Below are 19320 nucleotides of genomic sequence, written 5' to 3' on the forward strand. Positions count from 1 at the left end.
TTCAGTGATTGTGATGGAACACCATGAACCAGACTGCGACGATTTTGGTCATTGATGACGAGCCGCAGATCCGCAAGTTCTTGCGCATCAGCCTGGCCTCCCAGGGCTACAAAGTAATCGAGGCCGGGACCGGCGCCGAAGGGCTGGCCCAGGCGGCCTTGAGCAAGCCGGACCTGCTGGTGCTGGACCTGGGCCTGCCGGACATGGACGGTCAACAGGTGCTGCGCGAGTTGCGCGAATGGTCGACGGCCCCGGTGCTGGTATTGTCGGTACGTGCCGGCGAAGGGCAGAAGGTCCAGGCGTTGGACGGTGGGGCCAACGATTACGTGACCAAGCCGTTTGGCATCCAGGAGTTTCTCGCCCGGGTACGTGCGCTGTTGCGCCAGTCGCCCACCGGCGAGGCGCAGCAGGCCGCCCTGCAGTTTGGCCCGCTGATGGTCGACCTGGCTTATCGGCGGGTGCTGCTGGAGGGTGTCGACGTGGCCCTGACCCGCAAGGAGTACGCGGTGCTGGCGCAACTGGCGCGCCACCCTGGGCGGGTGATTACCCAGCAGCAGTTGCTCAAGGATATCTGGGGGCCGACCCATACCGAAGACAGCCACTACCTGCGGATTGTGGTGGGGCACTTGCGCCAGAAGCTGGCGGATGACCCGACCCAGCCGCGTTTTATCGTGACCGAGGCGGGGGTGGGGTATCGGTTGTTGGGGGCTGCTGAGGGCTGAGGGATTGTGGTTGCTGGGCCGGCGGCATCGCGGCATAGGTATCTACACAACTCTTTCGTGGTTCTTGGGGTTGTGTCATATCCGTTTTTGCGGTTACGGCGGCTATTGGTTCCGCCCTTACGGCGGCTCACTTTGGAGAAGCGCCAAAGTAAGCAAAACGCTACATGCCCCACCACTCGGTGCCTCGCCTAGGCTCGGCATGCCCGCAGTCAGGCATTGCTCCGTGGGCCCGCCGCGATCGGCCATCCATGGCCGTGTCGCGGCTACCCCGGCATCCATGCCGGGGTGCCCACTGCGCAATACCTGCCTGCGGCCAGCGTGGTTTAACGGGGCGCCCAAGATCAAGATCAAAAGCCAGATCAAAAGCAGAGCAACAGCAACAGCAATGCCAAAGCCGGGGCGCGAAGCTCCATTCCCCCTGTGGGAGCTGGCTTGCCTGCGATGACGGTGTATCAGTCGATAAATGTATTGGCTGAGACACCGTCATCGCAGGCAAGCCAGCTCCCACAAGGGTACGCGCACGCTTCGGCGATCAGGTCGGCTGTCAGGCCGCCTCGCTTTGCTTGTGATTTTGATCTTAGGCGCCCCGTTAAACCACGCTGCCCCCCAAATCAATGTCGGATGACGGGCACACCGAGCCTAGGCGAGGTGCCGAGTGGTGGGGTAAGAGCCCTTTTGGTTACTTTTGGCTGGGCCGGCACTCCGGGCTCTTTTCCAAAAGTGAGCCGCCGTAAGGGCGGAACCAATAGCCGCCGTGACCGCAGCAACGGATATGTACACAACCCCAAGAACCACGAAAGAGCTGTGTAGATACCCATGCCGCGATAGGGCCTCAAGCCCCAGCGAAGATCTCAACTCTGCTCACTCTCATACCGATCCAGCGTATCGCTGGCAATCTCCCGCCCCAGCGCGATCAATTCCGGCGCCTTGTAGAACTCGAAGAACCGGCACACGCGCTTGGGCACGTTGATCAGCACATCCGGCGGGTAGCCGGCAATTTTGTACTGGGCCAACGACGTCTGCATCACCTCGAAACTCTGGTTGATCAAATCCAGCAGCGACGCCGGCCCGACGTTGTCGATGATGAACGAACCGGTTGCCGACTTGGGGGCGCCAGCGGTTTCCGGGGCTGCGGCCGGTTGCTGGGCTTCCGGCTCGGCGCCTTCGAGCCAGGGGTTGATATCGGCGGCCTGCGCCTGCAGCGCTTCCTGTTCCAGCAACAATAATTGTTCGGCCTGCTTGCGCCGAAACGGCAGATGGGAACCCAGTGAACGTACCAGGTTGTCGAAGCGGCTCTTGAACGCCGGCGGGCGCTGGATCACCGGCAGGCTGTAGTGTTTCTGGTTGGTGGCGTTGAGGTTGACCGCAATGATCAGGTCGCAATGACTCGACACCACCGGCACGATAGGCAGCGGGTTGAGCAGGCCGCCATCCACCAGCATGCGGTTGCCTTGCATCACCGGAGTGAACAGGCTGGGGATCGCTGCCGAGGCGCGCATCGCCTGGTGCAGGCAGCCTTCCTGGAACCAGATTTCCTGCTGGTTGGTCAGGTCGGTGGCGACCGCCGTGTAGGGAATGCGCAGGTCTTCGATATTGATCTCACCGACGATCTTGCGGATCTGCCCGAAGACTTTTTCGCCGCGTATCGCCCCCAGGCGAAAGCTCACATCCACCAGGCGCAGCACGTCCAGATAGTCCAGGCTTTCGATCCAGTTCCGGTAGTCCTGCAGTTTGCCCGCGGCATAGATCCCGCCCACCACTGCCCCCATGGAGCAGCCGGCGATACAGGCGATTTCATAGCCGCGTTTTTCGATCTCTTCGATCACCCCGATATGGGCATAACCCCTTGCTCCGCCTGAGCCCAGGACCAATGCAACGCGTTTTTTCATGACTGGATCCTTCGTAAAACAGCTGTCCACAATGCACCCAAGCAGGGGGCTGCTTCAATCCTAGCGGAGCAGAACGATAATTTTCGTAAGCCGAGCTATTTGCTCGGGTATGCTTTGTCTATCGGCGCTGGGCATTTCAGGCTGTGTGATAAGGCACTTTTCGATGTAGGCAACGTCTACATCCCACGACTGTTTTCTTTTCTTGAGGTGTCATTGATGAAAGCCTGGATGTGTTTGCCTGTGATTGTGTTGGCCCTGGCCGGTTGTGCCGGCAAAACGGCCTATCGCGATAGCTGCGGCAGCCAGCTGGATGCCGCGTGGCACGAGCTGGACCTGGCCAAGGCCGAAGGTTTTGCCGGTACGGTCAGCTATTCCAAGGCCCTGTCGTTGCTGACTGGCGCCAAGACCCAGCAGCAATTCGAAGCGTTCGAAGGCTGTGCCAGCAAAGCGCAAAAAGCCCGTTTCTATATTCGTGAGTCGCGCGCGGGCCGTTGATCCGCGTCAGCGTAACGCGTTGTTGGAGTGGTTAAGGTGGTCCCAGGCGCCTGTTTTGTGCGGGTGTATGGCGGTTGTTTGACAGGGGAAACAGCATGTCGGCGTTGGTGGATCAGTTAGTCGCCCAGGTCATCGGCCTGGAAGTCGGATTGTTGAGTTGTCAGGCGCGCCTGGCGGCGGTGACCGACGACGAGGCGCTGCACGACCTGCGCACCACCGTGCGCCGCCTGCGCAGCCTGTTGCGCCCTTTGCGCGGGCTGCCCGGCGTCGAGCAATTGGAGGCCGCCGCCAGCGCGGTCGGCCAATTGACCACGCCACTGCGCGACCGCGAAGTGCTGGCGGCCTACCTGCAGCAACATGGCCATCACGAAGCGGCGGCCCGGCGTCTGCGCCAGCAGCCGCAGACTTATCGGCAGGTGGCCCAGAGCGCGGAATTGGCGCAGCTGTTGCAGATCATGGCCGCCTTTCCGCGATTTATCCGCGCCTCCCAGCATCAAAAACTACTCAAGCGCCTGCGCGCCCGTATCGAAAAACGCCTGGGCAAACAATGGCAGGCTCTCGAGGTGGCGTTGCACGATCCCGACCACGACCGCCATCGCCTGCGTTTGTTGATCAAGCGCGTGCGCTACGCGGCCGAGGCCTACCCGCAATTGGGCCAGGTACCGGCCAAGGCCATGTCCCGTCTCAAGTCCGCCCAAGGCGCCCTGGGCGATTGGCACGACTGCTGGCAATGGTTGGCGCAAGCCAGGCTCCAGGCAGACTTGCAACCTTGCGTTGCAGTCTGGCATCGGACCATGGCCGAAGCTGAAGGCAAAGCCGATCGGGTACTCGACAAGCTGGCGGCGGATTGTTTCTGAGCCTGCGGCTTATCTGTCTGGGTATTTGGCCGGAATAAGTGCTGTACCGGGCTGACGCGCTGGTTAAGATCGCTCATCGGTTTTCTTGATGTGAGGTCGCCATGCGCTTTAGTGATTTGCTCGACGCTGCCCGTAACAACCCGTTGGACGTGTCTATTCCGGCCGAGTGGGCCCAGGGTCGCGCCACGTTTGGCGGGCTGGTTGCCGCCTTGCAATACGAAGCGTTGCGCGCCCAGGTGCCGGCTGATCGCCCATTGCGTTCGTTGGCCGTGACGTTTGTCGGGCCCGTGGCGCCCGACGTCTCCGCCCGTTATCAAGTCGAAGTACTGCGCGAAGGCAAGGCCGTCAGCCAGTTGCTGGGGCGGGTGGTGCAGGACGGTGAAGTGATGACCCTGGCCCAGGCCAGCTTCGGCGCATCGCGGCCTTCAGAGATCGACGTGCCGGCCTTGCCCGCGCCGACTTTCAAACATTGGGACGAGTGCCAGGAACTGCCCTATATCAAAGGCGTGACGCCTGAGTTCATGCGCCACTTGGCGATGCGCTGGAGCGTCGGTGGCTTGCCGTTCACCGGCAATAAATCCCGGGAAATGGGTGGCTGGGTGCGCTTGCGGGGGGATGTGAAAGAAGAGCCTTTGACCGAAGCCCATATCCTCGCGCTGGTGGATGCCTGGCCGCCGGCGCTCTTACCGCACCTGAAGAAGCCGGCACCCGGCAGCACGCTGACCTGGACCATCGAATTCATCCAGCCCCTGGCACAGTTGACGACCCTGGACTGGTGCCAGTACCACGTCCATATCGAGCATGCCCGTGACGGTTACGGTCATGCTGCCGCGATGTTGTGGGGGCCTGACGGCCAGTTGATCGCTATCAGCCGCCAGACGGTGGTGGTCTTCGCCTGACCCGGCCTCAGTGGCGGTGGCGCTGACGCCAGGCGTGCCACCAGCCACCGCTGAGGACAAAACGCGGAAAGGTCACGAACTGCTCGACCACCAGGCGCTGCACTGCATCTTTACGATCACTGAACGGCTCGCTGGCCTGGGCTTCCAGGCTATGACCGTGGCGTTGCAGCGCCAGGCCGGCGAGTACGCCGACCACACCGATGGCGAAACTGGCCAGGCTCAGGCTGAACACGCCGGACACAATCAGCAGAAACCCGACGATGAACAGCGGCACGGCAATCAGGTGCAGCACCAGGTTGGTCGGGTGCTGATGGTTCTGCGGGTAGGCGCGCCATTGCCAGGCAGGGAGATTGGGGTGACGTTTGCCCATGATGATAAATCCTCTGTCCATTGAAACTCGATGGACAGAGTTTAGGTCGGGCGGGCAGGGGCGGCGAATTGGGGTTGGCTATGGGGGTTATAGCGTTTTGATCGATCCGCCAGCGGCAGGCGCTGGCTGATCGGTCAAACGTCACAGTTTGAGTTGGCCGATGGCCTTGCTCAACTCGCCGGCCAGGGTTGCCAGTTCATTGCTGGTGGTCGCCGAATCCACGGTCTGTTGCACGGTGTTTTCCGTGACATCGCGAATACTCACCACCGCGCGGTTCATCTCCTCGGCCACATGGCTCTGCTGCTCGGCAGCCACCGCAATCTGCGTGTTGCTCTCGCGCATCTGCGCCACGGCGCTGGTGATTTCGGCCAGTGAAGCGCCGGCTTCCTGGGCCTGTTGCACACAGTCGTCAGCCTTGAACGAGCTTTCCTGCATAAAGTCCACCGCATCCCGGGTGCCGGCCTGCAGGGCCGAGACCATGCGGGTGATTTCATCGGTGGAGCTTTGCACGCGCTTGGCCAGGTTGCGCACTTCGTCGGCCACCACCGCAAAGCCGCGCCCCATTTCCCCGGCGCGGGCCGCTTCGATGGCGGCGTTGAGGGCCAGCAGGTTGGTCTGTTCGGCAATGCTGTGGATCACGCCGACCACGCCATTGATTTTCTGGCTGTCCTCGGCCAGCTTCTGGATCATTTCTGCGGTTTGCTGCACACCGGTGGACAACCCGGCAATCGAGCGCTGAACCCGGGTTACCACTTCCTGACCGCTGCCGGCCAAGGTGTCGGCGGTCTGGGACAAATCGCGAGTGGCACCGGCATGCTGGGCGATGTGATACACGGTGGCGGTCATTTCATTGATCGCGGTCGCCGCCTGATCGGTCTCGCTTTGCTGGCCGAGCATGCCGTGCTGCACCTCATTCATGCTGCTGGCCAGGCGTGCCGCGCCGTCATCCAACAGTTTGGCGGTGCGCGCTACCGTACTGACCACCCGCTGGTAGCCGGCCTGCATGGCGTTGAAGGCACTGGCCATCTGCCCGACCTCGTCCTTGCACGCCAGGGGCACGCGGGCCGAGAGGTCGCCGGTTTTCTCAACGTGCAGCATCACGTCTTTCAAGGTGTTGAGTTGGGCGAGCAAAAAGCGGATCAACAGTTGCGAGGCACAGAGCATGGCGAGCATCAGGATCAGCACCGCCACCGCGTAGTTGGTAAAGCGCTCGGTAAACACCTGGCTCAGGCTCGGCGCATAGGCCAGCACGGCGACTTGTTGGCCACCGGCGCGGGAGATGACTTCGGCGCCCTGCAACGGGTTTTCGCCGAACAGCGGCATATGATTGAACTCGACCCAACCGTTGGCTTCGCTCAGGGCTGACAGGTCCTGGTCCGCCAACTCGGGCGCCTGGCCCCGGGCAAACGCCAGCCAGTGCTCGCCCTGGGGCAGCGGCTGCCCGGCCGGCCAGGCGCTGAGCAAGCGGCCCTGGGCTTGTGCCGAGGCTTGGGCGGCATGGCTGCGGGCCTGTTGTTCAAGCTGCACGGCATACAGCACCAGCAGCAGGGTGGTGATGAAAGCGACCGCATTCACGGCCCAGAATTTGTACTTCAGCGAGATATTGCTAAGCCAGGCACCCATGGAAGGTTTTCTCTGATAGCGGAAACAGTATTGGCAAGGTGCCAGTATTGTGCCGCTATCCGGAAAAGGGGTGTTGATATGGGTCAATGCACCGCGTCAATCCGGCACAGGCAGGCCGAAAAACGCACGGGCGCAGGCGGTGCTGTGCTGGGCCAGGTCTTCCAGGCTTTCTTCTCGGTGCAGGGCCACTTCGCGCAAGACTTCCGGCAGATAGGCCGGCTCATTGCGCCCGTTCTTCGGTTTGGGGCGCAGGGTGCGTGGCAGCAGGTAGGGCGCATCGCTTTCCAGCATCAAGCGGCCCCGGGGGATTTCCCTGACCAGTGGGTGCAGGTGCGTGCCACGCCGTTCGTCACAGATCCAGCCGGTGATGCCGATATGCAGGTCCAGATCGAGATAACTGAACAGCGCGCGCTGTTCGCCGGTGAAGCAGTGCACCACGGCGGCGGGCAGTTGATCGCGGTAATCGCGCAGGATCTCCAGCAGGCGCTGGTTGGCGTCCCGTTCGTGGAGAAACACTGGCAGTTGCAATTCGACGGCCAGTGCCAGGTGGGCTTCGAGGACCTTTTCCTGCTGGGGGCGGGGCGAGAAGTCCCGGTTGAAGTCCAGCCCGCATTCACCCACGGCACGTACCCGCTCCTGGCTGAGCAGGTCACGCAGTTGCCGGGCGCTGTCGGCGTTCCAATCGCTGGCGCTATGGGGGTGGATACCGGCGGTGGAGAACAGCCGTCGGGCGCTTTGGTCCCAACGCTGGCACAGCTCCAGGGCCTGTTCGCTGCCTTGCACACTGGTGCCGGTGACAACCAATTGGCCCACGCCGGCGGCATAGGCGCGGTCGAGCACAGCCTGGTGTTTGTCGTCGAAACTGGAGTTGGTCAGGTTGACGCCAATATCAATGAGTTGCATGGTGCTATCTCCGCCTGCGGCCGGAAAGTCTATCAGAGCTGTAGATTTATAAGAAAAACCAAGAACTACAACGAGTTATCGCTGTCTTTGAACGTCGCAAGTCACACCGTGGTTGGCCGAAGGCCTGCTGCTGTGCCACCCTTGCGCCCAAAGTCTGCGCCTCTGGCGCTCTGTTTCTGTCCCCCAATGCGGCGTTTTTCGCGGTGCATGGGGCCTTGTTCTTTCCGGAGAGCGGATGATCCGACCCTCGGCATTGCTTATGGTGTGCCTGACGCTGCTGCTGCCCACGGCGGCGGTTGCGCGCCTGGACGGGCCGCTGGAAGTGACCAAGTCGGGCAAAGTCCGTGACCTGGCAGAAATCCGCAGCAGCCGCACCTTGCGGGTGCTGGTCAACCAGAGCCGCAACAGTTCCGGTGAAGTCCAGGGCCAGTCGATTGGCGTTGAGTACCACCGCCTGCGCGCCTTCGAACACTACCTCAACGGCCGCGCCCGCGACGGCCAGGAAATCAACCTCAAGATCATTCCCAAAGCCAAGGATCAGTTGCTGGGGGCGTTGGCCCGTGGTGAGGGTGACCTGGTGGCGCCCGGCGAACTGCTGGATACGACGGGGGCGCACAAGATCAGCAGCAGTGATCCGATTGCCAGCGACGTGCCGCTGTGGCTGGTGGGCCTCAAGGGCGAGCGGCGGTTTACCCGGCTGGAGCAGTTGTCTGGGCGCACCCTGGCCCTGACCACGGGCAGCGCAGCGGGGGAGGCGGTCAACCAGATCAATCAGAAGCTGGCACTGCGCAAGCTGCCGCCGGTCAAGGTGGAATGGGTAGACCCCAGCCTGGCGGTGGAAGATGTGCTGGAGATGGTCCAGGCGGGGATCTTCCGCCTGACCATTGTCGAGCGGCCGATTGCCGAGCGCTGGTCAAAGATCCTGCCCAAGCTGCGTTTCGACAAGCAAGTGGCGATCAGCGAGCCGGGCGAAGAGTACTGGTTCGTGCGCCAGGATGCCTCGATGCTGCGGGCGAGCATCGACCGCTTCCTGAAAACCTACAAGACTCCGTCGGACCAGGACGTGGCCTTCCAGCGCATCTATCGTCGTCTCTATCAGGTGCGCTACCCCTTGGCGCGGGCTGATCGCCAGCGCCTGGAGAAACTGCGCCCGGTCCTGCAGAAACACGCCCGGGAACAAGGCATGGACTGGCTGAACCTGGCGGCCCTGGCCTTCAAGGAATCGTCCCTCAACCCCGCCGCGAAAAGCGGCAGCGGGCCGACGGGCTTGATGCAGATCACCCCTTCGGCGGCCCAAAGGGTGGGAGTCAACAATATCCAGACCCTGGACAGCAATGTGCAGGCGGGGGCGCGTTACCTGGCATTGATTCGCCGCAAGTTCTTCGCCAGCCCCAAGCTGAACGAGCGCGAGCGTATGGCGTTCGTCCTGGCGGCCTACAACATGGGGCCGGAGCGGGTGCAGGGCATGCGTGCCGAGGCGCGCCGCCGGGGTTTGAACCCTAATCAGTGGTTCTTCCAGGTCGAGCGCATCGCCATGGAGCAGGTCGGAATGGGCGGCGTCAGCTATGTTAATAGCGTGAACAAGTACTACTTGGCCTTTGATCGGGAACGGGACTCCCTGGAGCCGGTGACGTCCAAGATCGTCTCACGCAAATAATCTAATTATTAGATATTGATTAGCGCTTTTTTCGGCTTTTATCATTATCTAAACTGATTAATATAGCGGCCAACCAACCCCCTTCATCGAAAAGGATTAGCAATATGAGCCCAATGATCAAAAACCTCCTGTCCACCCGTGCCGGCTATGGCCTGACCGTCCTGCGGATTTTTGTCGGTATCATTTTTGCCGCCCACGGTTCGCAAAAACTCTTTGGCTGGTTTGGCGGCGGCGGCCTGGCGGGCACGGCGCAGTGGATGGAGAGCATCGGCCTGGCCCCGGGTACCCTGATGGCATTGTTGTCGGGCGGTACTGAGTTCTTCGCCGGCCTGGCGCTGATCATTGGCCTGCTGGCACGCCCGGCGGCGCTGGGGTTGACCATCGTCTCGCTGGTGGCGATTTTCTCGGTGCATATCAGCAACGGTTTGTTCATGGCCAACAACGGCTATGAGTTCGCCCTGGCGCTGCTGGGCGGCACAGTGGCGGTGCTGTTTGAAGGTGCTGGCAAGCTGTCTGCCGACCGCGCCATCGCCAACTGATCGCGCAGCTCACCTGTTAAAGGCCCGCCTCGCGCGGGCCTTTTTCGTTGTACGGGATTCTTGACACTGCCCCACCGGCTTCTCTAGGATGCTGCATGCGCCGATTTAAACAGCTAATTGCGGGGCGCCACAGGGACTCGCTGCAGTCCCGACAGAAGCCTGCTCCAGGTTTCGAAATACCGCTAAAGCGCTGGTTCGGTGTTGCCTCTCACCTGCCCGCAGACTTTTGAGGCAGAGACACGACACGATGAATGCACTACGACCTCTTGTACGCCTGGCCCCGATCACTGCGGGCCTGACTCAACGCAATCCGAAAATTCTCCTTGGCGGCAAGCACCAGCCGACGTTGCTGCGTTACCTGGATGGCTGGCCCCGGCGGACTGGCCGACCTTCGGCGTTCCTGATCCAGTTTGTCGAAGATGGCGAGTCCCTGGCGCGCTTTGCCACAAACGGCTTTGACCTGGCGGTAATCCAGGCGCCGAACGCTGAGGATGCCAACGAGTTTATTCACCACCTGACCCGCGTGGCGCGCCAGGGTTTGATTACCCGGCGTTAATCGAGGCTTAGAGAACCACGTTCAGTAGAACGCTGCGGCAGGTGGATGTTGGCGACGGCGACGCGAGATAAAGATCCCCAGGCCCAGCAGGCTCACTATCAGTGGCACGGTGATCGTCGTGAGCACCACCACAGCGAGTTCCAACCGGCGGACGCTCTTGTAGGCTTCTTTTTCCAGGGTGTGAAGCTCCATGCGTAATCGCAGGCGTTCTTTGTTTAGCGCTTGCAACAGCGTATTTGAAGAGATGGCCTGAGTCTCCAGCATGGAGGACGGCGTGTTCAGCAACCGCCATTCCTTTTCCGTCTGGGCCAGCCGTTGCTCCATCAGGGCAGCCTTTTTTCGGTAGGATTGCGCAGCCTCGTGGCGCAGCCTGTCCAGCAACCCGGGCTGTTGCCGGTCGCTTGCACGAGGGCTGATAGCACTCAGGGTGTCGGGCGCCGCCAGGTTATCCAATGTATTCAAGACAAACCGGGCATTGCCCGGGCGCCGCGCTTTCTGTCCGTTGGCATTGCGTGCGGCCAGCCAGACGCGGTCGCTGAGCATGTCAATATCGGCGACCACCACTACATGGATATTGGTCGCCTTTTGCAGTGTGGCCTTCTGGCCATTGCTGCCGTCAGGGAATGCGGAGTAGGCGGGCCCTTCGATACGGGCTGCGATCACATTCGGCCGGCCACGACTGACGGCCTCGCCAATCATGGAGGCGAATTCGTCCGGTTGAGTGAAGCGTACCCCATCGAACGTACTGGCCTGCCCGGAACTCTGGAGCAGCGGGGTGAATGTGGTGCGGCTTTTTTTCAGCGGCACGAGTGTGCCTGGATTCAACAGTGTCACGCTGTCAACGCCCCAGGTGCTGACGTCCTGTTGCGCCATCGCTTCTCGGGGCAGGGTGAGCGCCCCGGGATGACGCACGGGCGGCTGGCCGCTGGTCACGACCACCGGCGTTGCATAGAGGTTGTCCGCCAATACCTTATTCGCTGGCATCTGCACGCCCCAGGCGGCGAGCAGGGTTTGCAGGCCGGTGGTGTCGGCGGTTGAGTCCTGATCGTTCAAGGGGTCGACAAACATCATCAGCTTTCCCCCTGCCAGGACAAATTGGTCAATGGCAAAAAGTGCCTGTTCCGGCAGCCGAGAGGGCTGGACCACCATCAGGGTCTTGATGTGAGCGGGGATGCGCGAGGTGTCGCTGCCCAGGGTCATCAGATTGAACTGGCTGCGTATTTCCTTGAATAACTGCCACGGCGGCGTGGCTTCCTGGGTGCGTCCATTCAGGTTGCCGTCCATGGCTAATCCGTAGATCAGGCCGATGGTGGGTTGCTCCTCGCGGGCGACGTTGTGGATCAGGCGACTGATCTCATATTCCAGGAAACTCGCCTGGGCGGGGTCGAATCGTTCGATTTTCTGCGGCTCATGGTTGGCACGGGTGCCGATGAGTCCAAACAGTCCTTGCTGGCTATCCAGGCCCAGTAACTCAGCCTTGTACTCGTCCTCTGAAAAGGGGGCTGGATCAATCAGGTGCAGCGTAACGTTGCCTTTCGACGCACTTTCATAGGCCTTGAGCAGCAGGGCAATGTACTCGCCATGGTTGTTCAGGGCGTCACTTTTGCGGGGATGGCTCCCATTGAAAAAATACAAATCCATGGGGGTTTCAAGTGCCGCGAGCAGGGCGTCGGTCGAAGGTGACAGGGTGTGGATTTTTTTCTCTGAAAGGTCCAGTCGATAGTTGGGCAGTTTCAGTACCCATACCAGATTGAAGGCGAGAAAAAGCAGGGCGATGACGCTCAACGTCACGCCGAAGTTTATAAGGTTCCTCATGGGGATTTCCTTTCTCAGCCTTTTCTGAAGTTTAAAGTTAGGGTGGTTGCGGTGAGGAAAGCGATGATCATGCTTATGAAGTACGACGTGTCATGCAGGGTCAGGAGGCCGCTGTCTATCGCGCTGAAACGTACCCGCGGGTTGAGTGAAATCAAGCTGTCGATCACCCAGATAGGGGCCTGATGGGTCAGCATGTCCAGCACTGACGATAAAGTGCTGGTGAGCAATAATAACGCGAGTGTGATGCCGAAAATAATCAGGCGATTATAGGCCACTACACAGACAAGGCAGGAGAATGAGAGATAAGCGCCTGCCAGTAACCAACTCCCTATGAATTGGCCGAGGATGGTTGAGTTGTCCGCCATGGCCAGATAGTTAATGATGATGACCAGTGGGAAGTCCAAGGCTAGTGTGAGTGCGCAAACGGTCCAAGCGGCCAGGAACTTGCCCAATGTCAGTTCGAGGGCTGAGACCGGCAAGGTATTTGTAAAGGAACGTGCATTTTCGTTGTGCTCATCCGACCAGAGCAGTGTGGAAATAAATGGAATGAAAAAAAGATAAAGCCAGGGGTGAAACTGGAAGAAGGCGTGAAGGTCTGTCGGATTTCCGTTTAAGAAGTTTCCTACATAAAAACCGAGTGTGGTGTTAGTAATCAGAAACATAGCGACGCCAAAATAGGTGGCCGGGCTCGACAAGTAGTTGTTGAGTTGCCGTTTGAATATCACGGGTAGACGTTTCAATTGGGTGCCTCCTGGCTCAAGTGGTGGATGACGTCGCTCAGGCGTCCCGGCTCAAGGCTCAAGGTATTGATCTTCCAGCGACGGTTGGCGACCAGGGCATTGATGTGGGGATAGATGACCTGCCCTGGCATCGCGAGTACCGTCACGCTGCCGTAGGCGTGCCGGTCTTCTTCGATGCCAGCCACCCCCGGAAGCACGGCCAGCGCCAATAGGTCCAGGGGGGTATCGGCGGCCAGGGTGATTGCCTGGTAATGGCGCGAGCTACGCTGCAGCTCGGTGACAGGGGCGTCGGCGAGCAATCGGCCCTCGGCCAGCACCAGCGCCCGTTGGCAGATGCAGGAGAATTCTTCGGGGTTGCGCGAGGCGACAATGACCGTCATGTCTTCGGTCAACGACTGGATGAGGGTGCCGACCTTCTGTTTTTGCAGGGTGTCCAGGCCCTCTGTGGGTTCATCGAGCAGCAGCAGCTTGGGGTCATGCAGGATGGCCTGGGCCAGCGCGACTTTGCGCCGGTGCCCTGGGGGGAGGGCTGCGACAGGTGAGTCAAGTACTCGCCAAAGTTCCAGGCGGGTGATGGCGCGATCAACCATCTTGCGCTTTTCCAGGCCACGGAGTCCGCGAACTTCGGCCATGAAACCCAGAAAGCTTTTTACCTTCATATTGCTGTGGCTGAGGGCGAATTCAGGCTGGTAGCCTATTATTTTTTTTGCCTGTATCGGATGGGTCGCGATATCTATGTCATGTATTTTTATATTGCCGGAAGTTGCGGGGATTGCGCCTGAGAGCAATTTGAGTAGTGTGCTTTTGCCAGCGCCATCGTGTCCGAACAACCCCAGGCATTCCCTAGGGCGGACACTGAATGTCATATTGTCGATGGCAATCGCTCGTCCCGTTTTTTTTGTTAGATTGGTTATTTCGATCATTAGGCTTTTCTGCTTGGTTGTTTGCCGGGGCATGCTGAATATGCAGGGGGCTCAATAAGCCTGTGTGTTCAGGTTGAGAATTGCCGAGGGTGGAAAATGAAAAGTATTGATCAAGTGTTTCAGGTGCGGCTTTGTTAAAAAATGGTACGTTCAATAGGGGCGCTTGGAAACGCTAAAGCACTTGAATAAGGTAAGTCCTACATGTGCCTCAATCACTCGCTGAAACAATTGCGTTGTTTTTGCAGGATTGTTGATTTTGATTTGAAAAATGGCGTGTATATGAAGTACTACGGTAATGGAGTCCGACACTCATGATGCTTCTACGTACTCTTGTTCTTGAACACTCTGGTCATGATTCCCCCGTTAACGGTGCATTGCTCTGTTGTTTTGCGATACCGCAAATTGCTTCCAACTTTCTTGTCTACAGTCTGGACGAGGAGGTCGAACCCGGAAGCTCTCGGGTCTACATCGCCGCGTTGCGCAAAAAGTCCGAGCGGTATTTTCTTGGAAGCATCGAGTCCAAGGAGAGCCTGCAACTGGCAATGAGCGTCCTCAAGCAAATCATCACCCTTGCCACGGCATCTGGGGGCAATGCCGCCGGGCCCCAGGTGCCTTATCATTTCATTGACCTGAAGGGCAGCAAGCTACCGACGGCCCGACCGGAGGATCACCACTCGCTGATGATCAAGAAGGCATTGGTGATGAAGGTGATCACCCTGGGCACTTCAGTCATTGGTCTGCCCGCGATAGAGAGCACCGAGTTGATTGTGCCGTCTATTCGCTTCTCGTCAAAAATGGTATCGCCACCGGGTACGGCAAATCGTGAGGATATGACGCAGGAGCCCCATGAGGAGCCAGTGGTCGTCTTGCCTGAGCCATTGCCTCCACCGCCGAAGGAACCGGAGGCACAGGAGGTATCTGCACCGCAGGCCCCGGAGCCGCAGCCGGTTGCACCGCCCGCAGTCGTCCCGCCAGTCGTGGCGGCGGATCAGTCGTCCCTGCATGAAGTAGACACCACGCTGACCAATCTTGCCCGTGTGGCGCATGAGTTGACGCAACAGAAACGCGCAGTGCTCCAGCAGCAGGAGGCGCTTGAACTGCAAAGGGACCAGCTACTACGGGAAAAGGCCACATTGGAGCAGGCCAATCAACAGTTGGCCGCGCAGGAGCTTGCTTTGCAGCAGCGAGCCGAAGCGTTGAATAGCCGGGAGGAGCACCTGGCCCGGGATGCGCAGTTGCAGCAGGCAGAACAACGCCGCCTGGAGGGCTGGGCTCAACAGATGGAAGATGAGTCGTTCAGGCTACAGGCGCAGGACCGGGCATCCCAGCAACAGGCTGAGCAACTGGCGACCGGGCTGGGGCAGTTGTCGGGCTTCAGGGGCGACTTGAAGGCACTGCTTTATCGCCTGGATGGCACCCTGTTTCCTGTGGAAAATGTTGAGCAGCAATCCAGTAAATTGCTTGGTGCCGATTGACCGGGGAATCAGGCCTGGCTACTTTCTGGCGTTCATTTATCATCAGACCCGGCCGATTGCCGTCAGGCAGCCAATGCATCCTTGGCTGATGCAGAGGGGGTTTGAACCAATGGATATTTCCTGGGGATGTGACGCTTTTGAGTACCAAGCTGATTACCAAAGAAGGTCATGAGGCACTGAAAAAAGAGCTCGATTACCTGTGGCGAGAAAAACGTCCTGATACAACGCGCAAGGTGACGTGGGCTGCTTCGCTGGGAGACCGCAGCGAGAACGCCGACTACCAGTACAACAAGAAGCTGCTGCGTGAAATCGATCGCCGGGTGCGTTACCTGCGCAAGCGCCTGGAAGATATGCGGGTGGTGGAGTACATGCCCGAGCAGGAGGGCAAGGTATTTTTCGGCGCCTGGGTGGATATCGAGAACGAGCAGGGCGAGACCAAGCGTTTTCGCATCGTGGGTTATGACGAGATTTATGAGCGCATGGACTACATCTCCATCGACTCCCCCATGGCCAGGGCCTTGCTGCGCAAAGAAGTGGATGATGAGGCCATTGTGCAGACGCCAAATGGCGAAATGTGCTGGTGGATCACAGGTATCGAATACATCAAGTAACTGTGAGTGGCCCGCTCCCCAAGGAGGAAGCGGGCCATTTTTGTTTCAGCCTTCGCGCAGTACCGCCAGTGGGCTGGCGTTCAACGCGCGGCGTGTACCGAACACTCCGGCACCACCGATCAGCACTGCACCGATCACTGGCAGCACCAGCAGCCATGGGTGAGGGTGCCAGACCAGGTCGAATGCGTAGCGATACAGCACCAGGGTCACTAGCTCGGTACCCAGTGCCGCCAGCAACCCGCTGACCGCGCCCAGCAGCCCGAACTCGATACGCCGGGCCTTGACCAGCAACTTGCGCTCCGCACCCAGGGCGCGCAACAAGGCGCCCTGGCGGATGCGTTCGTCCAGGGTGGCCTGCAGGCCGGAGAACAGCACCGCCATGCCAGCCGCGAGGACAAACAGCAGCACGTATTCCACGGCCAGCGTGACCTGGGCCAGGATGCTGCGCAGTTGGGCCAGCAGCGCCTCGACCTGCAGGATGGTCACGGCCGGGAAGGCCCGGGACAGGTCGACGATCTGCTGGTCATGGCCGGCGGCCAGATAGAAGCTGGTCAGGTACGTGGCCGGCAGGTCCTTCAGGGTGCCAGGCTGGAAGATCATGAAGAAGTTGGGTTGGAAATTGTCCCAGTTGATCTCCCGCAGGCTGGTGACCCGGGCTTCACGGTTTTCCCCGCCAACGGTAAAGATCAGATGGTCGTTGAGCTTGAGCTTGAGGCTTTCGGCGACCTTGGCTTCGACCGAGACCCCCGGTATTTCATCGCTCGGCTGATCCGCCCACCAGGTGCCCGATGTCAGGGTATTGCCAGGGGGCAGGTTGGCCGCCCAGGTCAGGCTCAGGTCTCGCTGTATCGCCCGATCGCCACTGGAGTCCTTGCTGACAATTTCCTGCACCGGTTCGCCGTTGATGCTGATCAGGCGTCCCGGCACCACCGGATACAAGGGCGCGGCCTGTGCCTGCAGTTCAAGCAGGCGGGCACCGAAGGCGTCCTTGTCGGCTGGCAGGATGTTAAGCGCGAAATAGTTGGGGGCATCCTTGGGCAGTTGGTTCTGCCAGGTGTCCAGCAACTCGCCACGCAGCAGGGCGATCAAACCCATCGACAGCAGGATCAGGCCGAACGCCAGGGACTGGCCCGCCGCCGCCAGCGGGTGGCGCAACAGTTGGCCCAACCCCAGGCGCCAGGGCAGGGCAGCACGCGCCAGCAGGCGGCGCAGGCTTTGCAAGAGCAACAGCAGCAGGCCACCGAGGAGCAGCGCGGCGATCACCCCGCCGCCCAGCAGGGCGAAGGTCAGCACCAGATCCAGGCTCAGGCGCCACATGATCAGGCCCAGGGCAAACAGCGCCGCGCCATACACCATCCAGGTGCTGGAGGGGATCGGCAGCAAGTCGCGTCGCAGCACCCGCAACGGCGGCACTCGGCCCAGGGCTGCCAGAGGGGGCAGGGCAAAGCCGGCCAGGGCCACCAGGCCGGTACCGATGCCGGCGACGGCCGGCAGCAATCCGCCGGGTGGCACGTCTGCCGGCAACAGGTCGTTCAACAGGTAAAACAGGCCCAGTTGGGCGAACCAGCCCAGAGCTGCACCGGCGAGGCTGGCCAGCAAGCCCAGGACGGTCAGTTGCAGGCTGAACAGCAGCATGGTTTCCCTTCGCGACAGACCCAGGCAGCGCAGCAGCGCACTGGCGTCGAAGCGGCGGCTGGCAAAGCGGTTGGCCGACAGGGCCACGGCGACGCCGGAGAGCAACACGGCGACCAGACTGGCCATGTTCAGGTAGCGCTCGGCCTTGCCCAGGGCACCACCGATCTGCTGGTTGCCGTCCCGCGCATCCTGCAGGCGCTGGTTGGCGGCCAGTCCCGGGGTGATCTGGTCTCGGTAGGTTTGCAGCGCGATACTGGCTGGCGGCGCACGCCACAACTCGCGGTAGCTGACCCGGCTTCCCGGCTGCACCACGCCGGTGGCCTCAAGGTCGGCCAGGTTGATCATCACCCGCGGGGTGAGGCTGTAGAGATTGCCGGCCCGATCCGGCTCATAGGTGAGTACGCGGGCCAGGCGCAGGGTCTTCAGGCCGACGTCGATACTGTCGCCGACTTTCAGGTCCAGTGCGGTCAGCAGGCGGGCCTCGACCCAGGCTTCGCCGGATTTCGGCCCGCCGCCCGGGGTGTCTTCGGCGAACGGTTCGGCCGCGCTTTTCAACTGGCCGCGCAGCGGGTACTGCTCGTTGACCGCCTTGATGCTCGATAACTGAATACCGTTGTCGGTGGCGATGACGCTGGAAAACTCCACCACCCTGGCATGTGCCAGGCCCAGTTGCGTGCCACTGGTTATCTGCTCGGGCCGGGCCGGGGAACTGCCCTCCAGCACCAGGTCGGCGCCAAGGAACTCGGTGGCGCGCAACAGCATCGCGCCGTTGAGTCGTGCGCCGAAGTAGCCGATGGCCGTGCTGGCGGCTACGGCCACCAGCAGGGCGAAGAATAGGACGCGCAACTCACCGGCGCGGGCATCGCGCAGCAATTGGCGCAGGGCAAGGCTGAACAGGCGCAACAGCGGCAAACGTGCCATCAAGGCTCCAGGGGCTCGACCATCTGGCCGGCTTCAAGGCGGATCAGGCGTCGGCAGCGATGGGCCAGCCGCTCGTCGTGGGTCACCAGCACCAGAGTGGTGCCGTTCTCTTTGTTGAGCTCGAACAGCAGGTCGCTGATGCGCTCGCCGGTGTGGCTGTCGAGGTTGCCGGTGGGTTCATCGGCAAACAGTACGTCCGGCTCGGCGGCGAATGCGCGGGCAATGGCCACTCGTTGTTGCTCGCCACCGGAGAGCTGGCGGGGCGAGTGAGTCAGGCGCTGGCCCAGGCCGACCCGTTCGAGCAAGTGCCGGGCGCGTTCGCGGGCGTCTTTGCGACCGTCCAGCTCCAGGGGCAGCATGACGTTTTCCAGGGCATTGAGGCTGTCGAGCAATTGGAATGACTGGAACACAAAGCCGACGTGTTCGGCGCGGATGCGCGCCCGTTGATCTTCGTCCAGGACACTCAGGGCCTGGCCGGCGAGGGTGACTTCACCGCTGCTGGGCAGGTCGAGCCCGGCCAGCAGGCCAAGGAGCGTGGATTTTCCCGAGCCGGAGCTGCCGACGATAGCCAGGCTATCGCCCTTGTTCAGTTCCAGGCTCAGTTCGTGCAGGATGGTCAGTTCACCTTCCGCGCTGGGAACCACTTTGCTAAGGTTCTGCGCGGTGAGAATGCATGCGCCCATGGAGAAT

General features: G+C 60.8%; 18 protein-coding genes. 9 read left to right on the top strand and 9 right to left on the bottom strand.

Annotation, left to right across the window (positions count from 1 at the left end):
• Positions 1–23: 23 nt before the first annotated feature.
• The gene (locus HU773_RS10040; RefSeq protein ID WP_057958914.1) at positions 24–722 is read left to right on the top strand and encodes a response regulator; all 699 of its coding nucleotides are present in this window, start codon (positions 24–26) and stop codon (positions 720–722) included.
• 851 nt (positions 723–1573) lie between these two features.
• Here HU773_RS10040 and HU773_RS10045 read toward each other — a convergent pair.
• Positions 1574–2611 carry a patatin-like phospholipase family protein gene (locus HU773_RS10045; protein WP_057958915.1) on the bottom strand — a complete coding sequence of 346 codons (1038 nt, stop codon included), beginning with the start codon at positions 2609–2611 and terminating at the stop codon, positions 1574–1576.
• Between the two features lie 216 nt (positions 2612–2827).
• On the opposite strand from HU773_RS10045, the gene HU773_RS10050 reads away from it, so the two are divergent.
• The 3 genes from HU773_RS10050 to HU773_RS10060 all read left to right on the top strand — a co-directional run bounded on the left by HU773_RS10050 (position 2828) and on the right by HU773_RS10060 (position 4862).
• On the top strand, positions 2828–3106 hold the full coding sequence (locus HU773_RS10050) for a hypothetical protein (protein WP_057958916.1): 279 nt from the start codon (positions 2828–2830) through the stop codon (positions 3104–3106).
• Positions 3107–3201: 95 nt separating this feature from the next.
• Positions 3202–3963, top strand: coding sequence for a CHAD domain-containing protein (locus HU773_RS10055; protein WP_057958917.1), 762 nt, complete (start codon positions 3202–3204; stop codon positions 3961–3963).
• 101 nt (positions 3964–4064) lie between these two features.
• Complete coding sequence (locus HU773_RS10060) at positions 4065–4862, top strand: acyl-CoA thioesterase (RefSeq protein WP_169989346.1); 798 nt, start codon at positions 4065–4067, stop codon at positions 4860–4862.
• Between the two features lie 7 nt (positions 4863–4869).
• On the opposite strand, the gene HU773_RS10065 is transcribed toward HU773_RS10060, so the two are convergent.
• The 3 genes from HU773_RS10065 to HU773_RS10075 form a co-directional block, all read right to left on the bottom strand.
• Positions 4870–5232, bottom strand: coding sequence for a DUF962 domain-containing protein (locus HU773_RS10065; RefSeq protein ID WP_057439198.1), 363 nt, complete (start codon positions 5230–5232; stop codon positions 4870–4872).
• A 141-nt stretch (positions 5233–5373) separates the two neighbouring features.
• Complete coding sequence (locus tag HU773_RS10070) at positions 5374–6855, bottom strand: methyl-accepting chemotaxis protein (RefSeq protein WP_057958919.1); 1482 nt, start codon at positions 6853–6855, stop codon at positions 5374–5376.
• A 96-nt stretch (positions 6856–6951) separates the two neighbouring features.
• Positions 6952–7758, bottom strand: a complete 807-nt coding sequence (locus tag HU773_RS10075; protein WP_057958920.1) for a TatD family hydrolase — start codon at positions 7756–7758, stop codon at positions 6952–6954.
• Positions 7759–7993: 235 nt separating this feature from the next.
• Here HU773_RS10075 and HU773_RS10080 point away from each other — a divergent pair, with 235 nt between their 5' ends.
• The 3 genes from HU773_RS10080 to HU773_RS10090 all read left to right on the top strand — a co-directional run bounded on the left by HU773_RS10080 (position 7994) and on the right by HU773_RS10090 (position 10510).
• Positions 7994–9415, top strand: coding sequence for an MltF family protein (locus HU773_RS10080; RefSeq protein WP_057958921.1), 1422 nt, complete (start codon positions 7994–7996; stop codon positions 9413–9415).
• A gap of 104 nt (positions 9416–9519) precedes the next feature.
• Complete coding sequence (locus HU773_RS10085) at positions 9520–9954, top strand: DoxX family protein (protein ID WP_057439195.1); 435 nt, start codon at positions 9520–9522, stop codon at positions 9952–9954.
• 247 nt (positions 9955–10201) lie between these two features.
• On the top strand, positions 10202–10510 hold the full coding sequence (locus tag HU773_RS10090; protein ID WP_120732376.1) for a class I SAM-dependent methyltransferase: 309 nt from the start codon (positions 10202–10204) through the stop codon (positions 10508–10510).
• Positions 10511–10531: 21 nt separating this feature from the next.
• Here the strand turns inward: HU773_RS10090 and HU773_RS10095 are convergent, their stop codons facing one another.
• Genes HU773_RS10095 through HU773_RS10105 form a run of 3 tightly spaced genes read right to left on the bottom strand, consistent with a single transcriptional unit; the run spans position 10532 to position 13988 of the window.
• Complete coding sequence (locus HU773_RS10095; RefSeq protein WP_120732378.1) at positions 10532–12325, bottom strand: Gldg family protein; 1794 nt, start codon at positions 12323–12325, stop codon at positions 10532–10534.
• A 14-nt stretch (positions 12326–12339) separates the two neighbouring features.
• On the bottom strand, positions 12340–13065 hold the full coding sequence (locus tag HU773_RS10100; protein ID WP_057439193.1) for an ABC transporter permease: 726 nt from the start codon (positions 13063–13065) through the stop codon (positions 12340–12342).
• Positions 13062–13988, bottom strand: coding sequence for an ABC transporter ATP-binding protein (locus HU773_RS10105; RefSeq protein WP_120734413.1), 927 nt, complete (start codon positions 13986–13988; stop codon positions 13062–13064). Before HU773_RS10105 ends, HU773_RS10100 begins: the two co-directional genes overlap by 4 nt.
• A 311-nt stretch (positions 13989–14299) precedes the next feature.
• Here HU773_RS10105 and HU773_RS10110 point away from each other — a divergent pair, with 311 nt between their 5' ends.
• Together HU773_RS10110 and greB are read left to right on the top strand one after the other, a co-directional pair.
• The gene (locus HU773_RS10110) at positions 14300–15463 is read left to right on the top strand and encodes a hypothetical protein (RefSeq protein ID WP_057958926.1); all 1164 of its coding nucleotides are present in this window, start codon (positions 14300–14302) and stop codon (positions 15461–15463) included.
• 137 nt (positions 15464–15600) lie between these two features.
• Positions 15601–16074 (top strand): transcription elongation factor GreB, encoded by a 474-nt coding sequence (gene greB, locus HU773_RS10115; RefSeq protein WP_057439191.1) that lies wholly within the window; start codon positions 15601–15603, stop codon positions 16072–16074.
• Positions 16075–16119: 45 nt separating this feature from the next.
• Here the strand turns inward: greB and HU773_RS10120 are convergent, their stop codons facing one another.
• Both HU773_RS10120 and HU773_RS10125 read right to left on the bottom strand, forming a co-directional pair.
• Entirely contained in the window at positions 16120–18630 is a 2511-nt protein-coding gene (locus HU773_RS10120; RefSeq protein ID WP_186625785.1) for an ABC transporter permease, read from the bottom strand.
• Positions 18630–19313 (bottom strand): ABC transporter ATP-binding protein, encoded by a 684-nt coding sequence (locus tag HU773_RS10125; RefSeq protein WP_057439231.1) that lies wholly within the window; start codon positions 19311–19313, stop codon positions 18630–18632. The genes HU773_RS10120 and HU773_RS10125 overlap by 1 nt, the downstream gene beginning before the upstream one ends.
• Between the last annotated feature and the right edge of the window lie 7 nt (positions 19314–19320).

The sequence above is a fragment of the Pseudomonas shahriarae genome, from assembly GCF_014268455.2.
Lineage (GTDB): Bacteria > Pseudomonadota > Gammaproteobacteria > Pseudomonadales > Pseudomonadaceae > Aquipseudomonas > Aquipseudomonas shahriarae.

Bases quoted from the DNA above. Each gene is read 5' to 3' on its own strand.
- HU773_RS10040 (WP_057958914.1), top strand. From the start codon at position 24: ATGAACCAGACTGCGACGATTTTGGTCATTGATGACGAGCCGCAGATC.
- HU773_RS10045 (WP_057958915.1), bottom strand. From the start codon at position 2,611: ATGAAAAAACGCGTTGCATTGGTCCTGGGCTCAGGCGGAGCAAGGGGT.
- HU773_RS10050 (WP_057958916.1), top strand. From the start codon at position 2,828: ATGAAAGCCTGGATGTGTTTGCCTGTGATTGTGTTGGCCCTGGCCGGT.
- HU773_RS10055 (WP_057958917.1), top strand. From the start codon at position 3,202: ATGTCGGCGTTGGTGGATCAGTTAGTCGCCCAGGTCATCGGCCTGGAA.
- HU773_RS10060 (WP_169989346.1), top strand. From the start codon at position 4,065: ATGCGCTTTAGTGATTTGCTCGACGCTGCCCGTAACAACCCGTTGGAC.
- HU773_RS10065 (WP_057439198.1), bottom strand. From the start codon at position 5,232: ATGGGCAAACGTCACCCCAATCTCCCTGCCTGGCAATGGCGCGCCTAC.
- HU773_RS10070 (WP_057958919.1), bottom strand. From the start codon at position 6,855: ATGGGTGCCTGGCTTAGCAATATCTCGCTGAAGTACAAATTCTGGGCC.
- HU773_RS10075 (WP_057958920.1), bottom strand. From the start codon at position 7,758: ATGCAACTCATTGATATTGGCGTCAACCTGACCAACTCCAGTTTCGAC.
- HU773_RS10080 (WP_057958921.1), top strand. From the start codon at position 7,994: ATGATCCGACCCTCGGCATTGCTTATGGTGTGCCTGACGCTGCTGCTG.
- HU773_RS10085 (WP_057439195.1), top strand. From the start codon at position 9,520: ATGAGCCCAATGATCAAAAACCTCCTGTCCACCCGTGCCGGCTATGGC.
- HU773_RS10090 (WP_120732376.1), top strand. From the start codon at position 10,202: ATGAATGCACTACGACCTCTTGTACGCCTGGCCCCGATCACTGCGGGC.
- HU773_RS10095 (WP_120732378.1), bottom strand. From the start codon at position 12,325: ATGAGGAACCTTATAAACTTCGGCGTGACGTTGAGCGTCATCGCCCTG.
- HU773_RS10105 (WP_120734413.1), bottom strand. From the start codon at position 13,988: ATGATCGAAATAACCAATCTAACAAAAAAAACGGGACGAGCGATTGCC.
- HU773_RS10110 (WP_057958926.1), top strand. From the start codon at position 14,300: ATGATGCTTCTACGTACTCTTGTTCTTGAACACTCTGGTCATGATTCC.
- HU773_RS10120 (WP_186625785.1), bottom strand. From the start codon at position 18,630: ATGGCACGTTTGCCGCTGTTGCGCCTGTTCAGCCTTGCCCTGCGCCAA.
- HU773_RS10125 (WP_057439231.1), bottom strand. From the start codon at position 19,313: ATGGGCGCATGCATTCTCACCGCGCAGAACCTTAGCAAAGTGGTTCCC.